This is a genomic window from Mycobacterium sp. 1245499.0 (genome assembly GCF_001673615.1).
Taxonomy (GTDB): Bacteria; Actinomycetota; Actinomycetes; order Mycobacteriales; family Mycobacteriaceae; genus Mycobacterium; species Mycobacterium europaeum_A.
In genome coordinates this window covers 1-19,249 of the sequence record NZ_LZMG01000382.1, presented here as the reverse complement: position 1 = coordinate 19,249, position 19,249 = coordinate 1, and the positions used below count along the sequence as shown (strand labels likewise).

General features: G+C 68.7%; 25 protein-coding genes and 1 pseudogene. 11 read left to right on the top strand and 15 right to left on the bottom strand.

The genetic code is table 11. The annotated features are described in order from the left end of the window. Window positions 1-2 precede the first annotated feature (2 nt). The 3 genes from thrS to A5646_RS23700 form a co-directional block, all read right to left on the bottom strand. Window positions 3-2,069: a threonine--tRNA ligase gene (thrS, locus tag A5646_RS23710; RefSeq protein ID WP_066863815.1), complete on the bottom strand. Its 2,067-nt coding sequence runs from the start codon at window positions 2,067-2,069 to the stop codon at window positions 3-5. Window positions 2,070-2,137: 68 nt separating this feature from the next. Continuing rightward, on the bottom strand, window positions 2,138-2,764 hold the full coding sequence (locus A5646_RS23705; RefSeq protein WP_067024626.1) for a PaaI family thioesterase: 627 nt from the start codon (window positions 2,762-2,764) through the stop codon (window positions 2,138-2,140). A gap of 36 nt (window positions 2,765-2,800) precedes the next feature. Further along, entirely contained in the window at window positions 2,801-3,685 is an 885-nt protein-coding gene (locus A5646_RS23700; RefSeq protein ID WP_231997824.1) for an aldo/keto reductase, read from the bottom strand. Window positions 3,686-3,743: 58 nt separating this feature from the next. On the opposite strand from A5646_RS23700, the gene A5646_RS23695 reads away from it, so the two are divergent. Further along, window positions 3,744-4,244 carry a DUF1990 family protein gene (locus A5646_RS23695; RefSeq protein ID WP_066866084.1) on the top strand — a complete coding sequence of 167 codons (501 nt, stop codon included), beginning with the start codon at window positions 3,744-3,746 and terminating at the stop codon, window positions 4,242-4,244. 3 nt (window positions 4,245-4,247) lie between these two features. Here the strand turns inward: A5646_RS23695 and A5646_RS23690 are convergent, their stop codons facing one another. Continuing rightward, window positions 4,248-4,703, bottom strand: a complete 456-nt coding sequence (locus A5646_RS23690; protein WP_067024659.1) for a DoxX family membrane protein — start codon at window positions 4,701-4,703, stop codon at window positions 4,248-4,250. Between the two features lie 89 nt (window positions 4,704-4,792). On the opposite strand from A5646_RS23690, the gene A5646_RS23685 reads away from it, so the two are divergent. Then, a complete protein-coding gene (locus tag A5646_RS23685) occupies window positions 4,793-5,491 on the top strand; it encodes a metalloregulator ArsR/SmtB family transcription factor (protein ID WP_067024620.1) in 699 nt (232 codons plus the stop codon). Here A5646_RS23685 and A5646_RS23680 read toward each other — a convergent pair. From A5646_RS23680 to fdxA, 5 genes are all read right to left on the bottom strand, one after another. Then, window positions 5,472-6,428, bottom strand: coding sequence for a nitronate monooxygenase family protein (locus tag A5646_RS23680; protein ID WP_067024618.1), 957 nt, complete (start codon window positions 6,426-6,428; stop codon window positions 5,472-5,474). The two genes, A5646_RS23685 and A5646_RS23680, sit on opposite strands and share 20 nt — an antisense overlap. Before the next feature lie 5 nt (window positions 6,429-6,433). After that, entirely contained in the window at window positions 6,434-6,778 is a 345-nt protein-coding gene (locus tag A5646_RS23675; RefSeq protein WP_066866090.1) for a cupin domain-containing protein, read from the bottom strand. Between the two features lie 50 nt (window positions 6,779-6,828). Next, complete coding sequence (locus A5646_RS23670; RefSeq protein ID WP_067024615.1) at window positions 6,829-7,254, bottom strand: hypothetical protein; 426 nt, start codon at window positions 7,252-7,254, stop codon at window positions 6,829-6,831. Further along, window positions 7,251-7,877 (bottom strand): metalloregulator ArsR/SmtB family transcription factor, encoded by a 627-nt coding sequence (locus tag A5646_RS23665; RefSeq protein ID WP_231997825.1) that lies wholly within the window; start codon window positions 7,875-7,877, stop codon window positions 7,251-7,253. Before A5646_RS23665 ends, A5646_RS23670 begins: the two co-directional genes overlap by 4 nt. An 87-nt stretch (window positions 7,878-7,964) precedes the next feature. Further along, entirely contained in the window at window positions 7,965-8,312 is a 348-nt protein-coding gene (gene fdxA, locus A5646_RS23660) for a ferredoxin (protein WP_066882188.1), read from the bottom strand. 144 nt (window positions 8,313-8,456) lie between these two features. Here fdxA and A5646_RS23655 point away from each other — a divergent pair. From A5646_RS23655 to A5646_RS23640, 4 genes and pseudogenes are all read left to right on the top strand, one after another. Next, a pseudogene (locus A5646_RS23655) lies at window positions 8,457-8,993 on the top strand (methyltransferase domain-containing protein); the annotation flags it as partial. 165 nt (window positions 8,994-9,158) lie between these two features. Next, window positions 9,159-9,368: a hypothetical protein gene (locus A5646_RS23650; protein ID WP_197505270.1), complete on the top strand. Its 210-nt coding sequence runs from the start codon at window positions 9,159-9,161 to the stop codon at window positions 9,366-9,368. A gap of 178 nt (window positions 9,369-9,546) precedes the next feature. Continuing rightward, entirely contained in the window at window positions 9,547-9,810 is a 264-nt protein-coding gene (locus A5646_RS23645; protein WP_066882193.1) for a hypothetical protein, read from the top strand. 96 nt (window positions 9,811-9,906) lie between these two features. Beyond that, window positions 9,907-10,554, top strand: a complete 648-nt coding sequence (locus A5646_RS23640) for a TetR/AcrR family transcriptional regulator (protein WP_067024607.1) — start codon at window positions 9,907-9,909, stop codon at window positions 10,552-10,554. On the opposite strand, the gene A5646_RS23635 is transcribed toward A5646_RS23640, so the two are convergent. The 5 genes from A5646_RS23635 to A5646_RS23615 all read right to left on the bottom strand — a co-directional run bounded on the left by A5646_RS23635 (window position 10,542) and on the right by A5646_RS23615 (window position 14,617). Continuing rightward, entirely contained in the window at window positions 10,542-11,771 is a 1,230-nt protein-coding gene (locus A5646_RS23635; RefSeq protein WP_067024604.1) for a lyase family protein, read from the bottom strand. The two genes, A5646_RS23640 and A5646_RS23635, sit on opposite strands and share 13 nt — an antisense overlap. Beyond that, window positions 11,768-12,331 carry a protocatechuate 3,4-dioxygenase subunit alpha gene (gene pcaG / locus A5646_RS23630; protein WP_067024601.1) on the bottom strand — a complete coding sequence of 188 codons (564 nt, stop codon included), beginning with the start codon at window positions 12,329-12,331 and terminating at the stop codon, window positions 11,768-11,770. The genes A5646_RS23635 and pcaG overlap by 4 nt, the downstream gene beginning before the upstream one ends. Beyond that, complete coding sequence (pcaH, locus tag A5646_RS23625) at window positions 12,324-13,097, bottom strand: protocatechuate 3,4-dioxygenase subunit beta (RefSeq protein ID WP_067024597.1); 774 nt, start codon at window positions 13,095-13,097, stop codon at window positions 12,324-12,326. The genes pcaG and pcaH overlap by 8 nt, the downstream gene beginning before the upstream one ends. Window positions 13,098-13,163: 66 nt before the next feature. Beyond that, complete coding sequence (locus tag A5646_RS23620; RefSeq protein WP_066866110.1) at window positions 13,164-13,649, bottom strand: hemerythrin domain-containing protein; 486 nt, start codon at window positions 13,647-13,649, stop codon at window positions 13,164-13,166. Beyond that, window positions 13,646-14,617: a Rieske 2Fe-2S domain-containing protein gene (locus A5646_RS23615; RefSeq protein WP_067024593.1), complete on the bottom strand. Its 972-nt coding sequence runs from the start codon at window positions 14,615-14,617 to the stop codon at window positions 13,646-13,648. Before A5646_RS23615 ends, A5646_RS23620 begins: the two co-directional genes overlap by 4 nt. A gap of 276 nt (window positions 14,618-14,893) precedes the next feature. On the opposite strand from A5646_RS23615, the gene A5646_RS23610 reads away from it, so the two are divergent. Genes A5646_RS23610 through A5646_RS23590 form a run of 5 tightly spaced genes read left to right on the top strand, consistent with a single transcriptional unit; the run spans window position 14,894 to window position 18,555 of the window. Beyond that, window positions 14,894-16,240, top strand: coding sequence for a Rieske 2Fe-2S domain-containing protein (locus tag A5646_RS23610; protein WP_066882205.1), 1,347 nt, complete (start codon window positions 14,894-14,896; stop codon window positions 16,238-16,240). Continuing rightward, window positions 16,237-16,773, top strand: a complete 537-nt coding sequence (locus A5646_RS23605; protein WP_066882207.1) for a 3-phenylpropionate/cinnamic acid dioxygenase subunit beta — start codon at window positions 16,237-16,239, stop codon at window positions 16,771-16,773. The genes A5646_RS23610 and A5646_RS23605 overlap by 4 nt, the downstream gene beginning before the upstream one ends. Further along, window positions 16,770-17,036 carry a dihydrodiol dehydrogenase gene (locus tag A5646_RS23600; RefSeq protein ID WP_066866118.1) on the top strand — a complete coding sequence of 89 codons (267 nt, stop codon included), beginning with the start codon at window positions 16,770-16,772 and terminating at the stop codon, window positions 17,034-17,036. The genes A5646_RS23605 and A5646_RS23600 overlap by 4 nt, the downstream gene beginning before the upstream one ends. Beyond that, on the top strand, window positions 17,033-17,827 hold the full coding sequence (gene hcaB / locus A5646_RS23595; protein WP_066866120.1) for a 3-(cis-5,6-dihydroxycyclohexa-1,3-dien-1-yl)propanoate dehydrogenase: 795 nt from the start codon (window positions 17,033-17,035) through the stop codon (window positions 17,825-17,827). The genes A5646_RS23600 and hcaB overlap by 4 nt, the downstream gene beginning before the upstream one ends. Further along, complete coding sequence (locus tag A5646_RS23590; protein ID WP_067024589.1) at window positions 17,824-18,555, top strand: class II aldolase/adducin family protein; 732 nt, start codon at window positions 17,824-17,826, stop codon at window positions 18,553-18,555. Before hcaB ends, A5646_RS23590 begins: the two co-directional genes overlap by 4 nt. Here A5646_RS23590 and A5646_RS23585 read toward each other — a convergent pair. Next, window positions 18,540-19,249 (bottom strand): IclR family transcriptional regulator (locus A5646_RS23585; RefSeq protein WP_067024586.1); only part of this gene is annotated, 710 nt, incomplete at its 5' end. The two genes, A5646_RS23590 and A5646_RS23585, sit on opposite strands and share 16 nt — an antisense overlap.

Sequence of the window (19,249 nt, the reverse complement as noted above, 5' to 3'; positions counted from 1 at the left end):
AGTCACTCACCACTTGACACTTTCACGAGTTCGGCTGTGGGCACGGAATTCTCGCGATCGGCGATCCACTTCACGATCGCGTCGACCGCGCTGTCGCGGGGCACGCCGTTGATCTGGGTGCGGTCCCCGAACCGGAAGCTGACGGCGCCGGCCTCGACGTCGCGGTCGCCGGCCAGCAACATGAACGGGACCTTCTGATTGGTGTGGTTGACGATCTTCTTGGCCATCCGGTCGTCGCTGGCGTCGACCTCGATCCGCACACCGTGCGATTTCAACTGTGCGGCAATGCTTTCCAGGTATTCCACGTGGTCGTCGGCGACCGGTATGCCCACCACCTGCACCGGCGCCAGCCACGCCGGGAACGCCCCCGCGTAGTGCTCGGTGAGGATGCCGAAGAATCGCTCGATCGATCCGAACAGCGCGCGGTGGATCAGCACCGGCCGCTGCCGCGACCCGTCGGACGCGGTGTATTCCAACTCGAATCGGTCGGGCATGTTGAAGTCGAGCTGGATGGTCGACATCTGCCAGCTGCGGCCCAACGCGTCCTTGACCTGCACCGAGATCTTCGGGCCGTAGAACGCCGCGCCGCCGGGGTCGGGAACGAAATGCAACCCGGACGCCACGGCGACCTCGCGCAGGACTTCGGTGGCCTCGTCCCACATCTCGTCGGAGCCCGAGTACTTCTCCGGGTCCTTGGTGGACAGTTCCAGGTAGAAGTCGTTGAGCCCGTAGTCGGCCAGCAGGTCGAGCACGAAGCGCAGCAGCGAGGTCAGCTCGTCGCGCATCTGCTCCCGCGTGCAGTAGATGTGGGCGTCGTCCTGGGTCATGCCGCGCACCCGGGTCAGGCCGTGCACCACGCCCGACTTCTCGTAGCGGTACACGCTGCCGAATTCGAAGAGCCGCAACGGAAGCTCACGGTACGAGCGGCCGCGCGACCGGTAGATCAGGTGGTGCATCGGGCAGTTCATCGGCTTGAGGTAGTAGTCCTGCCCGGGCTTGCGCACCGTGCCGTCCGCGTTGAACTCCGCGTCGAGGTGCATCGGCGGGTACATGCCGTCGGCGTACCACTCGAGGTGGCCCGACGTGATGTACAGCTGTTCCTTGGTGATGTGCGGGGTGTTGACGAACTCGTAACCGGCCTCGATGTGCTTGCGCCGCGAGTACTCCTCCAGCTCGCGACGGATGATGCCGCCCTTGGGGTGGAAAACCGCCAGGCCGGAACCGATTTCGTCGGGGAAACTGAACAGGTCCAGCTCGACGCCCAGCCTGCGGTGGTCGCGGCGCTGGGCCTCTTCGATCAGCTCGAGGTAGGCGTCCAGCGCCTCCTGTGACTCCCAGGCGGTGCCGTAGATGCGTTGCAGACTGGCGTTGCTCTGGTCGCCGCGCCAGTAGGCGGCCGAGCTTCGGGTCAGCTTGAACGCCGGGATGTGCTTGGTCGTCGGGATGTGCGGACCCCGGCACAGATCACCCCAAACCCGTTGCCGGGTACGGGGATTGAGGTTGTCATAGGCGGTGAGTTCGTCATTGGAACCAGGGGGGCCGACCTCCATTATTTCGGGGTCGCCGGACTTGTCGTCGACGAGTTCGAGCTTGTACGGCTCGTTGGCCAGCTCGGTGCGCGCCTGGTCCTTGGACTCGTACACCCGCCGCTCGAACAGCTGGCCCTCTTTGACGATCTGGCGCATCCGCTTTTCCAGCTTGGCCAGATCTTCCGGTGTGAACGGCTCCGGCACGTCGAAGTCGTAGTAGAAGCCGTCGGTGATCGGCGGCCCGATCCCCAGCTTGGCTTGCGGGAACAGCTCCTGGACGGCTTGGGCCAGTACGTGGGCGGCCGAATGCCGGATGACGCTGCGGCCCTCGTCGGTGTTGGCGGCCACCGGGACCACCTCGGCGTCGGCGTCGGGCGTCCAGCTCAGGTCGCGCAGCTTTCCCGAGTCGTCGCGCACCACCACGACGGCATCGGGCGTGCCGCGCCTCGGCAACCCGGCTTCGCCGACCGCGGCGGCCGCGGTGGTCCCGGCGGGCACCCGGATAGGGGCAAGCGGGACGTGGTTGGCGGGGGCGCTCATGAGGCTGGTTCTCCAAGGTTGGTCGTGTGAGGCGTCGATCGCTGCAATGCTATCGGGGCCGACCCCGCTCAGGGCTGGCCAGGTTTGAGCCGCACGAACAACGCGTCGGCTTCGGTCAGCAACCGATCACCGTCGGTCAGCCGGCCTGACACGAAGATCTTGCGCCCGTCCACCCGATCGACGCCCGCGTCGAACTGCAGTTCCTTTTCGATCGGGACGATGTGGCGGTAGTCGATCTTGAGGTAGGCGGTGCGCTGGCGCGGGTTGCCGGTGAGCACCGAGGCCGACAACCCGAGGACCGAGTCGAACAGCATGCCCAGCGCGCCGCCGTGCACGGCGCCATTGCGGCCCAGGTGGAACCGGGCGAAGCGGGCCTGGCCGTGGACGCGGCCGTCGTCGCCTCTGTGCGCCGACATCGGGATGGTCAGGATGTTGCCGCGCATCGGCAGGTCCATCCGCCGGCCCGACGGGGACGCCCATTCGTCGGCGTCGTACGGGGCCAGCAGCGCCGACACCTTCTCCAGCAGGTCGGCCGCCTCGGTGATCACCTCATCGGGCGCGTCGGCGGCCCGGGCGTGATCCTGCAACGAGCGCACGGCGTCGATGAACCTGCCGTAGTCGGGCCCGCCCTTGGTCGTCGGTTCCGGCGGATTGAACCCGCCGCCGGGGTGTCGCTGGTGTTCGGCCACCACCACACCGTATTGCCCGGCCGGCGGGCTTTCGCGCGGTGGTTAGGCCGGCTGCTGGGCGCCGGCCGCCGACAACGTCTCGAATTCGTCGTCGGACAGCTCGATCTCGGCGGCGGCGACGTTCTCCTCGAGGTGCGCGACCTTGGACGTCCCCGGGATCGGCACCATAACCGACGAGCGTTTCAGCAGCCAAGCCAGCGCCAACTGTGACGGCGAGGCGTCGTGGTCGGCGGCGATGCGCTGCAGCGGACCGTCGGCGGCCGCCAGCGGCCCGGCCGCCAGCGGGAACCACGGGATGAACCCGATGCCCTGTTTGGTCGCCTCGTCCAGCAGCGGCTCGGCGCTGCGGGCCGTCAGGTTGTACATGTTCTGCACCGAGACGATCTCGGTGATGCGCAGGGCGGTCTTCAGCTGGTCGACGTCGATCTCGGACAGGCCGATGTGGCGGATCTTGCCTTCGTTCTTCAGGGTGAGCAGCTCGCCCACCTGGTCTTCCAGCGGGAAGTTCGCATCGATGCGGTGCAGCTGGAACAGGTCGATGGTGTCGACGCCCAGCCGGCGCAGGCTCATCTCGCATTCCTGGCGCAGGTAATTCGGGTTGCCCAACGGAATCCAGACGTCGGGGCCCGTGCGCAGCAGCCCCGCCTTGGTCGCGATCACCAGGCCGTCGTAGGGGTGTAGCGCCTCGCGGATGATCTCCTCGGAGTAGTACGGGCCGTAGGAGTCGGCGGTGTCGATGAAGTTCACCCCGAGTTCGACTGCCCGCCGCAGCACCCGGACGCACTCGTCGCGGTCGTCGGGCGGGCCCCACACGCCCTTGGCCGTCAGGCGCATGGCGCCGAAGCCGAGTCGGTTGACGGTCAGGTCACCGCCGAAGGTGAATGTTCCGGACGCCCCTGCAACAGTTTTCGTGTTTTCTGCGGTCACACCTTTAGACCGTACGCGCCGACTGCCACCGCGCATCCCGGCGTGGCAAGCTGAGCACGTGGACCTGCGCGCGCTCGAGGAACTACCCCTGACCTACCCCGAAGTGGGGGCGACCGCGAGCGGCGATCTGCCCGCCGGCTACGACCATCAACACGCCGAGCGCCAAATCGGCACGGGCCAGCAGCGTTTCGAGCAGGCCGCGGCCGCCGTCATGCGCTGGGGCATGCAGCGCGGGTCCGGGTTGCGCGTGCAGGCCAGCTCCGAGATCGCCGTCGTCGACGCGGTGGTGGTGGTGAAGCTGGGCTTTGTGCCGGCACCCTGCCGCGTCGTCTACGTCGTCGACGAACCCGACATCCGCGGCTTCGGCTACGGCACCCTGCCGGGCCATCCGGAGTCCGGCGAGGAACGCTTCGTGGTGCGGCGCGACCCGGCCACCTCGGCGGTGTACGCGGAGGTGTCGGCCTTCTCCCGGCCCGCGACCTGGTGGAGCAAGGCCGGCGGGCCGGTGGTGAAGGTCGGTCAGCGCCTCATCGCCAGGCGCTACCTGCGGGCGGTGTGACCGTCATCGGGTGGTGACGGCACCCCCGATGGCGCCCGTGTGCACGCCCTGCGCCAGCCGGGCCAGCGCGATTGCGCCGACGAGCAGACCGAAGTCGCGCAGCGCGACGTCGTAGAAGCCGGGCCCGCTGACCAGGTCGATGATGATGCCGGCCAGCCACGCCGCGACCACCCAGGCGCCGAGCCGCGGCGCCACCGCGACCAGCAGCCCGGCCACGATCTCGATGACCCCCACCAGGTACATGCACTGATCGGCGGTGCCGGGCACCAGATCGTCGATCCATCCGGCCAGGTACATGCTCCAGCGATGCGGGTGCGTCAGCAGGTTGAAGAACTTGTCCAGGCCGAAAACGATGGGCGCGACCGTGAATACGGCGCGCAGCGCGAAGTATGCCGAGTAGGCCGGATCCCGCAGCTGATCGGCCAGGGCGTTGGTGGTGCTGACGTGGTTGGTGCTCATGGCGACCTCCATTTCTAACGGATATATTTTGAACGTTAGATTGGGTAGACTGTAGCGTCAAGGATTTTGTCTGTTAGAACGGGTGGTCGATGGACGACGCGGACGCCCTGGAGCGCGACGCCGCTGGTATCGGCGCGCTCGCCGACCCGGTGCGCCGCCGGCTCTATCAGTTCGTGTGCGCCCAACCAGGGCTCGTGAGCCGCGACCAGGCGGCCGACGCGGTGGGAATCCCCCACCATCAGGCCAAGTTTCACCTGGACCGGCTCACCGCCGAGGGTCTGCTGGAAACCGAGTTCGCGCGCCGCACCGGCCGCTCCGGGCCCGGCGCCGGACGGACCTCCAAGCTGTATCGGCGGGCGCGCCGCGACATCGCGGTCAGCCTTCCGCAGCGCGAATACGAGCTGGCCGGGCGCCTGATGGCGACGGCCATCGCCCGCTCGGCCGGTACCGGGGAGCCGGTCACCGAGGTGCTCAACCGCGTCGCCCGCGAGTACGGCCACTCGATCGGCGCCGGCAAGCGACCGCCCGCCGACGCCGCGACCGCGCTGCGGCGCGCGGTCAGCCTGCTCGGCCGGTACGGCTACGAGCCGCGGTTTTCCGACGACGAGGTCGAGCTCGCCAATTGTCCCTTCCACGCGCTGGCCCAGGAGCAGACGGAGCTGGCCTGCAACATGAACCACGCGCTGCTCACCGGCGTGGCCGACGCGCTCGCACCGCACGGCCCCGACGCCCGGCTCTGTCCCGGCCCGGACCGCTGTTGCGTCGTGCTCAGGCCCGCCCGCCGGTAGGCCCCCAGCGGGACAGCAATTCCTCGGCCCCGGTACACATCTCGTCGATGACGTCGGCCACCGACGCGTCGTCGCGGATCATCCCCACGCCCTGACCGGCATCCACCGGCGCGATCCGGCAATCGCCGGCGGCGATCGCGGCGGCCAGCTCATCGCAGGCGCCCGCGTCCAGCGCCTCCTCGTGGCCCGTCCAGTGCTCGACGAAGTCGTTGGCCAACACCCGCGACGGGAAGCGTGCGGGCCAGGGCAGGCCCTTGGCGACGTCGAAGACCCGCGTGACGGCGGTGTCGGTCTCGGTGGCCGTGACCAGCGCCCGACGGCCCGTGTCGCCGGTCAACGCCTCCGGACACGCCGACAACCTGGTACCCACCCACGCCCCGCTGGCGCCGGCGGCCAGCACCGCGGCCAGGCTGCGCGCCGAGGCGACACCGCCGCCGGCCAGCACCGGCACCGAGACGGCGTCCAGCACCGCGTCCAGCAGCGGCAGCAGGCCCAGCTTGTCCTCGCCATGTCCGCCGCCCTCGGACCCGCGCGCGACCAGGATGTCGACGCCGGCGTCGACGGCCCGGCGCGCCCCGTCGCTGTCGTAAACCTGTGTGACCGTGGGGATTCCGGCGTCATGCGCCTTGGCGACCCACGACCATTCGGTGCCGAAGCTGATCGACAGCAGCGCGGGCCGGGCGGCCAGCGCGTCCTCGAGCAGCCCGGCCTCGTTGCGCATCACCCAGTCGACCATGCCGATGCCGAATCTGCCCTGGACGTGCTGGAGCTGCTCGGCCAGTAGCTCTCGGGTCGCGACGCTGCCCATGCCGACCATGCCGAGGCCGCCGGCCCGGCGGACCGCCGCGGCCAGGCGGCCGCCCGCGACGCCGCCCATCGGGGCGTTGACGATGGGGACCCGCAGTCCGAAGCTCGTTGACCAGGGCGTCGACAACATCGGGGCTAGTGCGCCGACGGAATGGTCTTCAGCACGGTCAGCAGGACCACCGAATCCTCGACCGCGTGCAGGGCGTGCCGTTCGGCCGGAATCGCGACGTATTCGCCGGCCTTGCCGTCCCAGGCGTCGCCGCTGGTGGTCAGCCGCACGTGGCCCTGCAGCACCTGCAGGGTCGCCTCGCCGGGGCTGTCGTGTTCGGACAGGTCGTGGCCGGCCAGCAGGGCCAGCACGGTCTGGCGAAGCTCGTGGCTGTGACCGCCGTGGATGGTGTGGGCGGCGCGACCGCTGTGCGATTGCTTGGCCTCGGCGATCTTTTCGGCCGAGAGGTCGGTCAGCGAGATGGAATCCATGTCGGTCCTTCGAAATTTGCAAGGCCGCCTGGGGCCTCGTCGGTGGGCAGTTAGCCGCTCAGTAGCAGTATCCCCGCCACCACGAGGGCGACCACCTTGACCGCCTCCAGCGCGACGTAGAAGTAGTGGGCGCGCGAGCGCGGTCCGTCCGATCCGGCGAGCACCTTGTCCGCACGACGGGTCAGCGCCGGACGCACCGCGACCAGCTGGATCGCCAGGGCGGCGACCGCGACGGCGACGGCCATTGTGACGCCCGCCCGGGTGGGACCGGCCACCACGATGGCCCCGATGACCAGGGCGAAGGCCACCTCAACGGTGTTCAGCGCCCGAAAGACCAACCGCCCGATGCTCAGTCCGATCTGCAGCGTCACATTGGGCGCCCGGAATTTCAGCGGGGCTTCCAGGAACGAGATGGCCAGCACCATGCCGAGCCAGACGAAGGTCAGCGCGACGGCAAACGCTGTGCCGGTGGTCATTTGGCCGCCCCTTGCAGCGTCAGGTGAGCCACACACAGGTCCGGCTCGACGAATGGGTCGAGCCGGTCCACCGAGACGGGCGCCCCCCAGGTCTCCATGGCTCCCTGCATGAGGCCCAGATGCACCGGGCACACCACACTGGAGCGGTTTTCGGCCAATTCCAGAAACGGGCAGTGCCGCAACCCGACCTGCTGCTGTCCGTCGCTCACCCGTCGCTCGGGGGCGAAGCCGAGTTCGTCGAGCACGTCGATCAGATGGGCGATCGCCTCTTCGGCGCTGTCGGCGTCGTCGGGCAACGGGTGCAGCTCGGCGTCCATCTTCTGCCCCCACGCCCGGCCCGCGGCCAGGGCCTTGGGCCCGGGATCGCGCTCGGTGGCAAACGCCGTCGCCAAAATCTCGGCCAGCAGCCGATAGTGCCGCGTACCGCCGCGATCCATCTGCCGGACCGCCCGGAACATCAGCGGCGGCCTGCCCGGTCCCTTGCGGCCCAATTCGACGAGTTCCACCTGGCCGTCGGCGACCAGGCTGTCGAGATGGAAGCGAACGGTGTTGGGGTGCACGCCCAGCACGTCGGCGATCCCGGCGATGCTCATCGGATCCGGCGACGCCCGCAACAGCCGCATCACGGCCCGCCGCCGGCCGGCCGATTCCCCGCCCGACGAGTCCTGCGACTTGTCCACCTTCAACGCGCCCCTCCCGCTGCTTGCCCGTTACGCCTCGGTGACACTGGGCTGGCCCGCCACCAGCGGTGTATCGACACCGAGCGGACCGAGCTTGCCCGCCCCGCCCGGGGACCCCAAGGGGGCATCGCGACCCGGCAGCGTCTCCGCGAAGAACGCCTCATTGTCTGCCAGGTGCGGTTTGAGCTCCTCGGGCAGGTCATCTTCGTAGTAAATCGCCTCCACCGGACATACCGGTTCGCACGCGCCGCAATCGACGCATTCGTCGGGATGAATGTAGAGCGCCCGGCCGCCTTCGTAAATGCAATCCACCGGGCATTCGTCGACGCAGGCGCGGTCCATCACATCGATGCATGGCTTCCCGATCACGTAGGTCATGCGCTAGAGTTTACACAACGCCACTTGTAAAAACTAGAGCCGAAGTCGGAGAACCCATGGCGGCCAACGAACTTGACGTGCGCGGGCTGCGCAAGCCCGACCTGCATCCGAGGATCAAGCCGCTGGAAAGCTCTGCGGGGCAGGAGATCTGATGCCAGGACAACGAGCAGGTTTGCGGCCGACACCGGATTGCCCGACGCCAGCGGCGATGTCGTCATCTCAGAAGCGATGCTGAGCATGCAGGGCGACGCGGCCAAGCGGGCCATCGTCGCGGAGGCGGCGCGGGTATTGCGGCCTGGCGGACGCTACGCGATCCACGAGCTCGCCCTCACTCCCGACGACGTGCCCGAGGAGATCAGCACCGAGATCCGGCAGGCACTCGCCCGGGCGATCAAGGTGAACGCCCGGCCGTTGACGGTCGCGGAGTGGTCGAACCTGCTCGCCGAGCACGGACTGGTGGTCGACCAGGTCGCGACGGCGCCGATGGCGCTGCTGCAGCCGCGCCGGCTGGTGTCCGACGAAGGGCTTCCCGGCGCGCTGCGATTCGCCAGGAACGTGCTGGCGCATCGCGACGCCCGCAAGCGGGTCCTGACCATGCGCCGCACGTTCCACAGGCACCGCAAGCGGCTGGCCGCCGTCGCCATCGTCGCCCACAAACCGGAATCCCCGGGCACCGCCTGACATCCGCTGCACCGCTTCGACCTTCGCCTTTGCACTCCCGGCGACTTTGGGCCCGTTCCGCAATCTGTGCGTGACGGTTTAGTGACGCCCCCTGACGTAACTTGGCTGCGGCAGTTGCGGGGAGAACAAAGGAGATTGCCGGCTATGGGTGTTACCCCACCGTTGTTGACGGAGTCCGACCTCGACGCGCTGGCGTCGGACTTCCTGCAGTCGCATTACCTCGGATCGATCTACGCCGATTGGTCACCGGACCGACGGCTCGACGTGTTCCTGCGACGGCGGGGCCTCGTACGGGTGGCCAACGACGGCGACCTGTCCCACAACGTTTTGGAACGCATCATGGACCGGGGCCGCGCCACGATGGCGCGGCATTGACCCAACCGTTATTTCCGTAGGGCCAGGTAGGCGATCCGATGACCAAAAACCTCAAAAAAACGCGATTTCGCGCGGCGAAAATACCGGCCAACGCATTGGTACAGACGTACTATTGCGCCCTAGAGCTGAACGCGCCGCCGGGGTCGGATGAGTCGTTGAGGCTAGCGGGGAGGGCACGATGAATTCACCGAAATGGATGGTTCATTGGTCGCAGCGCAGGCCGACGGCCACGATCTACCAGCTGACCGACCGCCTCCACAAGGGACACATCGCTCGGGTGCCCGCGCACCAGATCACGGCGACGGTGGCGGCGTGGCTGGCCGACCTCGGTGCCGACAGCCCGTTGGTCGACGAGCTCGAGCGCGCGGTGTGCGGCGGCGACTGGGCGGCCGCGCACGCGCTCAGCGAGTGCTTGTCCATCGAGATCGCGGTGGCCGACTGAGAAGTCGCCAGCAAAGCGCGGTTCTTAATCGACATTATTGCTGGTTTTCATCGACAGTTTTGGTGACGTATATCGGCGTGCCCAACAGTTGCGGACGTGTCCGACCTCCCGACACAAACACGGTATCCGCAGGCCTCGCGGGGCCGCCGCGCGTCACACCACTGTCGTGACGACCGCGAGCAGGCGATACTCGCCACCGCCGAGCGGCTGTTGCAAGAACGGCCGCTGGCCGACTTTTCCGTCGACGACCTAGCAAAAGGCGCCGGGATCTCGCGGCCCACCTTCTACTTCTATTTCCGGTCCAAAAACGCGGTGCTGCTCTCGCTGCTCGACGAGATGAACGGCAAGGCGCAGGCGGCGCTGGGCGCCCTCGACGTGGTGTCATCCGGTGACCCCGAAGCGATCTGGCGGGCGCGCATCGAATCGTTCTTCGAGGTGTCCGGGTCGCACCGGGCGGTCGCCGTCGCCGGTGCGGCGGCCACGGCGACCAACCCGGAGGTGCGGCAGCTGTGGTCGGCGCTCATGGGCAGCTGGATCGCCTACACCACCATCGCGATCAAAGCCGAGCGCGGCCGCGGCGCCGCCCCCGACACCATCCCGGCCGCGGAATTGTCCGTGGCGCTCAACATGTTGAGCGAGCGGATGATGGCCGCGGCGTTCACCGCCGAGGATGGGGCCGTCCCCGAAGACCGGGTGATCGACACCCTGCTGCACATCTGGCTGGCCAGCATCTACCAGCGCTGAGCGAGCGCCGTTGCCGCACGGCTCAGGCCCGCGTCGATCAGCTGGTCGGCGGCGCCGACGTAGGTGGCGGACGCCTGCTTGCCCACCAGGTCGGCGATCGCCCGCTGCTCCCCCAAAACGTCCGTCGCGGCCAGGTTTTCGGCCATCCGCTGCGTGTGTACGGTCAGCCCCGCGAGCAGTTCGCCGCTGTGGGATGCCGCGACCAGAGTGCGCCGGGCCAGGGTGCGCAGGGTGTCCCATTCGGCGTGCCATGCCCCGTCGGGACGTTCGTCGCCGGTCAGCGCCGCCGCGGTGTGCAGCGTCGCGGCCAACGGGGGTGCGGCGATCGCGGCACGGCGGATCAGAATGGAGAGCACTGGATTTCGCTTGTGCGGCATCGACGACGAGCCGCCGCGGCCGGCCACCGCCGGCTCGCCGAGTTCGGCGATCTCCGGGCGGGCCAGCGTGACGACGTCGGAGGCGATGCGGCCCCAGCAGTCGGTGCAGCCGACGAAGGCGTCCGCGGCCGCGGTGACGGGCGCGCGGGCGGTGTGCCACACGGGCCGCTCGGCCAGGCCCAGTGCGGTCGCCGTGGCGTGCACCAGTTGCAGCGCGACCCCGGCCGGGTCGGTGGTACCGGTGAGCAACGTCGCCAGCTCCGTCGTCGCCGCCAATGTGCCCGCGGCGCCGCCGATCTGGATCGGTGTGGTGAGCGCGGCCACCCGCTCGAACGCGTCGACGGTCGCGTTGAGCCAGGCGGTGGCCTTGGCGCCGAAGGTGGTGGGCGCGGCGTGCTGGGTGAGCGTGCGGGCCACCATGGGGGTGGCCCGGTGCCGGGTGACGAGATCGGACAGCGTGGAAAGCTGCTGGGCCAGTCGGGTTGTCAGGTCGTCGACGGCGGCGCGCACGGCCAGCATCAGGCCGGTGTCCAGGACGTCCTGGCTGGTGAGTCCGCGGTGAATCCAGGGCGCGACGGCCGGTTCGGCCCGCTGTCGTAGCAGCTTCACCAGCGGAATGGCCGGGTTGCCACCGTCCTCGGCGCCGACCGCCAGGGCCTCGCAATCGTGGCGTGTCACCAGATCCGACAGGTCCGCCGCCGCGCAGCCGGCCGGAGCCAGGCCGGCGGCCACCAGGGCGCTCAGCCACGCGGATTCCGTCGCGACCATCGATCCCAGCAGGGCCGCGTCGGTCAGGTGCTCACCGGCGCGATGGTCACCGGGCCACAACAGGTTGCTCATCGCGCGCCTTCGGAGTACGCCAGGAACACGGTCTCGGCCGGGCCCTGCAGATGGATGTCGAATCGGTAAGCGGCGCCGTCGTTTTCGGCGACGCAGAACAAAGTGGGGCGGCGTTCGGCGGCGACCGCCGTCAGCAGCGGATCGGTGTGCGGGTCGGCGCCGGGCAGGTAGGCGCGGGTGAACAGCCGGTTGAGCAGTCCCCGCGCGAACACGGTGAGCGCGAAGAACGGCGGCGCCCCGGTGGCCGCCGGACCGGGGGTCAGCGTGGTGAAGGAGTAGGTTCCGTCGGGGTCGGTCGCGCAGCGGCCCCATCCGGTGAAGAGGGCGTGCTCGCGGCGCAGCGAACCGGGCTGCCGCACAACGTTTCCCGCGGAGTCGAGTTGCCACAGCTCCACCAGGGCGTCCGGGACGGCGACGCCGGCCCCGTCGTACACGGTGCCGTGCAGCCGGATGGCCCCCGGGTGGCCGGCGTCGACCATCAGGTTGTCACCGGGATACGGCAGTCCCAGATCGAGGAAGGGGCCGACGGTTTGCCCTGGCGTGCAGGCTAATTCAGTCATGCTCGTCCTGCGCCGGGGTGCGAGCAGCGCCCGCCAGCACGATGTCCCACCGGTATCCGGTGGCGTATTCCGGCTCGGTGAGGTCGTGGTCGTAGCGGGCGATCAGTCGTCGGCGTGCGGCGGGATCGAGGATCGACTGGAAGATCGGGTCCAGCTCGAACATCGGGTCGCCCGGAAAATACATCTGGGTGACCAGGCGCTGGGTGAAAGCCGTTCCGAAAACGGAGAAATGGATGTGCGCCGGGCGCCACGCGTTGTGGTGGTTGCGCCACGGGTACGGGCCGGGCTTGATGGTCAGGAACCGGTAGCTGCCGTCCGGCCCGGTCAGGCAGCGGCCCGCGCCGGTGAAGTTCGGGTCCAGGGGCGCCGGGTGCTGGTCGCGCTGATGGCGGTAGCGCCCGGCGGCGTTGGCCTGCCAGATCTCGACCAGCTGGCCCGCGACCGGCCGGCCGGCCGAGTCCAGGACGCGTCCGGCGACGACGACGCGTTCCCCGATCGGCTCGCCCGCCTGGCCGGCCGTCAGGTCGGCGTCGCGAGGTTCGACGTCCTGGTCGCCGAAGCACGGTGCCCAGCGCTCGACCCCTTCGGGATCGACGACCACCAGGGGCTGCTTGGGATGGCGCAGCATGGTGCCGCGGTACGGCGGGTAGTCGAGCCGCGGCTGCCCGTGGTGCGCCCCGGCCGAGGCGGTGCCCCGGTATTGCGCTGCGATGCGGGCGATCTCCGCCGTGATGTCAGCCTGGCAAGCGACCCGCTCGGCGTCCATGTGCCGTGAGGCTACTCTCGGTGGCCCACCGAATCCCGCAAGCGGGCGATGTCGCCGACCAGACGTTTAGAGGGCGCGCACCAACGCCGCGCGGCCCTTGGTCCGCAGGCGGTGCAGGGCCGAGCCGCGATATTGCTCGATCTTGGCGGCCATCTTGTTGCCCAGCTCCTCGATCTGCGCGTCGGTGATCTGCACCTCCGGCGGAGCCGGGATCATGTCGCGTTCCTCTTCGTCAGCGTGCGCCTCCAGCACGGTCTTGAACGAGTTCCACTCGTCCTCATAGCCGGGTGCGCTCTGCGGCGTCTTGAGCAGCACCGAAAGCTGGTCCACCACCTGGCGGTGCTCGGCATGGGCGACCGCGATCAGCTTGCTGGCATCCTTGAGCGCCGGGTAGTACAGGTCGTCCTCGATGCGGAAGTGGATGTCGAGTTCGATCAGCAGGTCATCGAAAAGGGCATGGCGCTCTTCGGAATTCACCGGTGCGTCGCTGATCTTGCGGCCGAGGCCCTTGATCACGATGTGGTGTTCCTTCAAGACGTCGTAGGCGTTCAATTGACTCCTCCTTTGGCGATCCCTACCGCGCCGCCGGGAGCGGGCTGCCGCTCGCCGCGGACTTCGACCACTCCGTCGACCAACCGGGCCTCGTAACACGGCAGCGGCGCCGCGGCCGGACCGCGCACCACCTCGCCGGACTCGGCAGCGAACCATGAACCGTGCCAGGGGCAAACCAGCCGGCCGCGGTCCAACCAACCGTCGGCCATCGGCGCGGCCAGGTGCGGACAGAATTCGCCGTACGCCGCGACCTCACCGGGCTTGGTCTTGCAGACCACCAGGCCCACTCCGTCGACCTCGACGCGCACCGGCTTGCCGTTCAACGAACTCGCGGGCAGCACCGGCGTCCACATGGAGGTGCGCAGCCGCGGACCGGACTGGTCGATGCCGATCCCGGACTCGAAGACCAGCGCGCCGCCCAGGTAGCTGCCGGCGACGGTAATGGCGTAGCCCAGGGCGGTGAGCGCGATGCCGCGACCGTGGCGGCCCTTGTGCCGGTCCCACCAGGACTGCAGGTACAGCGCGGTGGCGGCCACGTTCACCAGGCCGTGCACCGCGCCGACGCGGCGATCCTCCTCGTGGGTGTGCTGCCAGTCGGTGACACCGGTGAGGGCCGAGCCCAGGCTGGCCAGGATGCCCACCCCCAGCGCGCGCGAGGCGAATCGGGAGGCGTCGACGACCTCGGATGCCGGCTGGCCGGGCAGGATGCTGAGCGCGTCGAGCGCCACCGTCGTACCCAGGGCGCCGCTGGTCAGCGACGCCAGCGGCGGGTGCACCGGGTGCCCCAGCCAGACGCCGTTGAGCGCGTTGGTGACGGTGTTGCGGGCGCCGCCGAGCCCGTTGTAGGCGAAGCTGAGCAGGTGTTCGAACCGATAGCTCGGTCGGTCGATCCACTCCTGGCGCCCGATAGCGGCCAGGACCCTCGATCCGACCTGCTGCAATCGACCCCCCCGTGGCCGACCAACCATGGCACCAGTTCCTTCCTCAGATCAGTAGAAAACCACGGTTAATCACCGCAAAACCGAATGATTACCCGTTGTTTACGCCGCGCTCACGGGCGCGGAGTGGCTGTCGTGAACCACCGTAGCCGCGGGCTTCGGCCGCGTAGTTGTGTGCAACCTGTGAATTGGCACCAAGCATTCTTGTAGAAACCTGGTGGCCTGGCTGCCTGGTGATTGACCTGCGCCCTCGGCTGCGGGACTCTACTAAGCGGAGAACATTTCTGTAGAACAGAAAGAACCGGAATGGCAGACCCGTGCCCCGACTTGGTCGAGGTGTTCGAGAACGTGCGCCGGGGGATGATCCCCGCGCACATCTACAACGACTCCGAGCTGTTCGCGCTGGAGAAGCAGCGGCTGTTCGCCCGGGCGTGGACGTTCGTGGGGCACGAGTCGGAGATCCCGCAGGACGGCGACTACATGGTGCGCCGCGTGCTCGACGATTCGTTCATCATCACCCGAGGTTCCGACGGCACGGTGCGGGCCCTGTTCAATATGTGCCTGCATCGCGGGATGCAGGTCTGTCGCGCGGAGATGGGAAACGCCTCCAACTTCCGCTGCCCCTACCACGGCTGGACCTACCGCAACGACGGCCGGCTCACCGGGTTGCCGTTTCACCGGGAGGCCTACGGCGGCGACGAGGGCTTCGCCAAGGGCCAAACCCTGTTGCCCGCACCGAAATTCGCCAGTTACAACGGCTTGCTGTTCATCAACATGGACCGAGGCGCCGAACCGCTCGAAGAGTTCCTCGGCGACTTCAGGTTCTATCTGGACTACTACACCAGGCAAAGCGCCGGGGGCGTCGAGGTGCGCGGGCCGCAACGCTGGCGGATCAAGGCCAACTGGAAGATCGGCGCGGAGAACTTCGCGGGCGACATGTACCACACCCCGCACACCCACGCGTCCATCGTCGACATCGGGTTGTTCCGGGAGCCGAAAGCGCAGAAGCGCAAGGACGGCGCCACCTATTGGGCCCACCGCGGCGGTGGCACCACCTACAAACTTCCGCCGGGCGGCTTCGAGGAACGGATGCGCTACGTCGGCTATCCCGACGACATGATCGGCCGGATCAAGGGCGTCTGGACACCGCAACAGCAACGGGTGGTCGGCGAGGACGGCTTCATGATCTCGGCCGCCACCTGCTTTCCCAACCTCAGCTTCGTGCACAACTGGCCCAAGGTGCACGACCGGGAAGACCAGGTGCTGCCGTTCATCTCCATCCGGCTGTGGCAGCCGATCAGCGCGAACGAGACCGAGGTGTGCTCGTGGTTCGCGGTGGACTCCGCCGCTGCGCCGCAGTACAAACAAGACTCGTACAAGGCGTATCTGATGTGCTTCGGATCGACCGGCATGTTCGAACAAGACGACGTGGAGAACTGGGTGTCGCTGACCACCACCGCGGGCGGCTCGATGGCGCGACGGCTGCTGCTGAACAGCAGGATGGGTCTGCTCGCCGACGACCGCCCGGTCATCGAGGCGTTGTCGCCCAACGCATTCCACGGGCCCGGCCGCGCGCAGGTCGGCTACAACGAACACAACCAGCGAGCGTTGCTGAACATGTGGGCCGACTATCTGCAGCGGGTCCCGGCATGAGAAAGCCATTGCCGTTCAACGACATTCGTCATCTCCAGGCGCATCAGTTCCTGGTGGACGAGGCATACCTGCTCGACGCCCAGCGGTATGAGGCGTGGCTGGACACCCTGACCGACGACGTCCGCTACGTCATGCCGGTGCGCGTCACGACCGCGCGCGGCGCCGGGTTCGACACCTCACCCGGCATGGACCATTTCGACGAGGACAAATACTCGCTGAGCCAGCGGGTCGCGCGCATGGGCACCGAGCACGCGTGGGCCGAGGACCCACCGTCGCGGCTGCGCCATTTCATCACCAACGTGCGCACCTTTGAGCCCGACGACCCAGCAGACACAGCGCACCTGGTCGTCGAATCGGCCGAGCTGCTGTTCCGCAGCCGGGGCGACGTCAACGACGGCGCCCTGCTGTCCTGCGGGCGCGAGGACGTGTTGCGCTGGAGTGATGAATCCAAAAAAACACTGAAGCTGGCCCGGCGCAAGATCATCGCCGACGAGTCGGTGCTACGGATGCAGAACCTGGCGGTGTTCTTATGAACGACGAGCTGCAGCGGCTGCTCGATGGCGCGGTCGGCGAAGCGATCAGCGTCGCAAACGAATTCACCGAGGTCCTGGTGCGCCGGGTCGACACCCGTAACGGGTCACGGCTGTTGATCAGCGCACCCAGATCCGGCCAGTGGATCACCCTGGACGCGCTCGAAATCGAGGCACTGACCTGGCAGAACCCCCGTACCCTGGCTGCCATGGTCGGCAATTCCCAGGCGCCACTGCTGCCCGACGACGGCGAACCCCAGCCGTGACCGGCTGGCTGGAAGGCAACCGTGCCCTAATCGTGGGCGCAGGTTCGGGCATCGGACGGGCCGTGGTGGCGGCCTTCGGCGCCGAGGGTGCGAATGTTGCCGTGCTGGAACGTGATCCACACAAGTGCGACGCGCTGCGCCAGCAGTTGCCGCAGGTGCCGGTGATCGAGGGCGACGCCACCACCCGGGAGGCCAACGACCGGGCCGTCGCCGCCGCGGTGGATACCTTCGGCGGGCTGGACACCCTGGTTAACTGCGTCGGGGTGTTCGACTTCTACCGGGGCGTGGGCGACATCGAGGCCGACGCGCTTGCCGAGGCGTTCGACGAGATGTTTCGCACCAATGTGCTCAGCCATCTGCAGTCGGTCAAGGCGGCGATCCCGGCCCTGCGGGCCGCGCCGGGATCCTCGATCGTGCTGACCGAGTCCGCGTCGTCGTTCTATCCCGGGCGCGGCGGCGTGCTCTACGTGTCGTCGAAATTCGCTGTGCGCGGCCTGGTTTCGGCGCTGGCCCACGAACTGGCCCCGCAGGTCCGGGTCAACGGAGTGGCACCCGGCGGCACGCTCAACACAGACCTGCGTGGCCTGTCCAGCCTGGGACTCGACGCGACCCGACTGGACGACAGCCCGGACCGGGCGAGCGACATCGCCGCGCGCACTCCCCTGCGCGTCGCGCTCACCGGCGAGGACCACGCGTGGAGTTACGTGTTCCTGGCCTCCGAACGGTCCCGCGGGATCACCGGCGAAACCGTGCGACCCGACGGCGGATTCGGGTTGGGCGCACCGCGATGACGGACCTGGACCAGCACCGCGCCGTGGTGGCGCAGGGCTGCCGCGTCGCCGCGGCCCGCGGCCTGGTCGACGGCGTCCTCGGCCACCTGAGCCTGCGAATCGACGACGAGCACCTGCTGGTGCGCTGTCGAAGCGATGCCGACACCGGGGTGGCGTTCACCCGGCCAGGCGACATCCGGCTCGTCAGATTCGACGGAACCGCCGGCGCCCCAGGCGAACTCGACGGCTACCGCGTCCCCAACGAATTGCCGATCCACGTCGAGACGATGCTGGCCGATCCGGGGCACGTCGCCGTCGCGCACCTGCACCCACCCGACGTGGTCGCCGCCGACCTGGCCGGCATCACGATCCGGCCCATCTACGGCGCCTACGACATCCCCGGCGCCCGGCTGGCCCGCGGCGGCGTCCCCGTCTACGAACGCGCGGTGCTGATCCGAAATTCGCGCCTGGGCAAGGAGATGGTGGCGGCGATGCGCGGCCGTCCGGTGGTGATCTGCCGGGGACACGGAATCACCAGCGCCGCCGCCACGGTGGCGCAGGCGGTGCTGCAGGCCATCAGCCTCGACGCGCTGGCCCGGATGTCGTTGCGGGTGCGCGCGGCCGGGGGCACGCTGCGCGACATCGACAACGCGGACTGGGATGACCTGCCGGACTTGGGATCCGCGTTCACCGCCGAGGCGGCCTGGCGCCACGAAGTGGCACGCCTGGGCGATCAACAGCCGAGCTGATCGCCGATCTCCTTGGCGGCCGCCACAAGTGCGGCGGCCACCACCGGATACCGGGCGGCATCCAGCCGGTTTTGCGGCGCCGCGGCGTTGAGCGCGAGCCGCAGCCCCGGCGCGCGGCTCGGGATCGGCACGGCGACCGAGGCGACGCCTTCCTCGCTCTCCTCGGAGTTGGTGGCGTAACCGCGCTCGCGGATTCCGGCGAGCTCGGCTTCCAACTCGGTGCGGCTGCCGATCGAATGCGAGGTGATCCGCTGAAGCTGCTCGCCCGGCAACAACGCACGCAACTCGGGTGACGGCAACTGCGCCAGCATGACCTTGCCCGTCGACGTGCAATGGGCCGGCATGGCCCGGCCCAACCGCGACGCGACCCGCACCGCGGCCGGCCCCTCGACCGCGGCAACGAACCGCACGCTGGCCCCGTCCAGCATTCCGACGTGCACGGTCTCGCGCAGCTGTTCGGACAGGCTGCGCATGACGGGCGCGGCGGATCGGGCGATGTCGATGCGACCGAAGATCGCGAACGCCACCCCGGTCAACGACGGGCCGGGCAGGTACGCCTTGGACACCGGGTCTTGCCGGACGAACCCGCGATAGGCCAGCATCGCCAGCAACCGGTGCGCGGTCGACGACGCCACACCCAGATAGCGGGTCGCCTCGCTCAACCGGATCTGGGGCCGCTCGCCCAACAGCAGGA

Bases quoted from the DNA above. Each gene is read 5' to 3' on its own strand.
- A5646_RS23665 (WP_231997825.1), bottom strand. From the start codon at position 7,877: ATGCGGCTGTTGCGGGCGTCGCCGGATCCGATGAGCATCGCCGGGATC.
- A5646_RS23675 (WP_066866090.1), bottom strand. From the start codon at position 6,778: ATGGATTCCATCTCGCTGACCGACCTCTCGGCCGAAAAGATCGCCGAG.
- A5646_RS23680 (WP_067024618.1), bottom strand. From the start codon at position 6,428: ATGTTGTCGACGCCCTGGTCAACGAGCTTCGGACTGCGGGTCCCCATC.
- A5646_RS23690 (WP_067024659.1), bottom strand. From the start codon at position 4,703: ATGAGCACCAACCACGTCAGCACCACCAACGCCCTGGCCGATCAGCTG.
- pcaH (WP_067024597.1), bottom strand. From the start codon at position 13,097: ATGGACGCCGAGCGGGTCGCTTGCCAGGCTGACATCACGGCGGAGATC.
- A5646_RS23600 (WP_066866118.1), top strand. From the start codon at position 16,770: ATGAACGACGAGCTGCAGCGGCTGCTCGATGGCGCGGTCGGCGAAGCG.
- thrS (WP_066863815.1), bottom strand. From the start codon at position 2,069: ATGAGCGCCCCCGCCAACCACGTCCCGCTTGCCCCTATCCGGGTGCCC.
- A5646_RS23670 (WP_067024615.1), bottom strand. From the start codon at position 7,254: ATGACCACCGGCACAGCGTTTGCCGTCGCGCTGACCTTCGTCTGGCTC.
- fdxA (WP_066882188.1), bottom strand. From the start codon at position 8,312: ATGACCTACGTGATCGGGAAGCCATGCATCGATGTGATGGACCGCGCC.
- A5646_RS23610 (WP_066882205.1), top strand. From the start codon at position 14,894: ATGGCAGACCCGTGCCCCGACTTGGTCGAGGTGTTCGAGAACGTGCGC.
- A5646_RS23605 (WP_066882207.1), top strand. From the start codon at position 16,237: ATGAGAAAGCCATTGCCGTTCAACGACATTCGTCATCTCCAGGCGCAT.
- A5646_RS23635 (WP_067024604.1), bottom strand. From the start codon at position 11,771: ATGAGCAACCTGTTGTGGCCCGGTGACCATCGCGCCGGTGAGCACCTG.
- pcaG (WP_067024601.1), bottom strand. From the start codon at position 12,331: ATGACTGAATTAGCCTGCACGCCAGGGCAAACCGTCGGCCCCTTCCTC.
- A5646_RS23615 (WP_067024593.1), bottom strand. From the start codon at position 14,617: ATGGTTGGTCGGCCACGGGGGGGTCGATTGCAGCAGGTCGGATCGAGG.
- A5646_RS23645 (WP_066882193.1), top strand. From the start codon at position 9,547: ATGAATTCACCGAAATGGATGGTTCATTGGTCGCAGCGCAGGCCGACG.
- A5646_RS23590 (WP_067024589.1), top strand. From the start codon at position 17,824: ATGACGGACCTGGACCAGCACCGCGCCGTGGTGGCGCAGGGCTGCCGC.
- A5646_RS23685 (WP_067024620.1), top strand. From the start codon at position 4,793: ATGGACGACGCGGACGCCCTGGAGCGCGACGCCGCTGGTATCGGCGCG.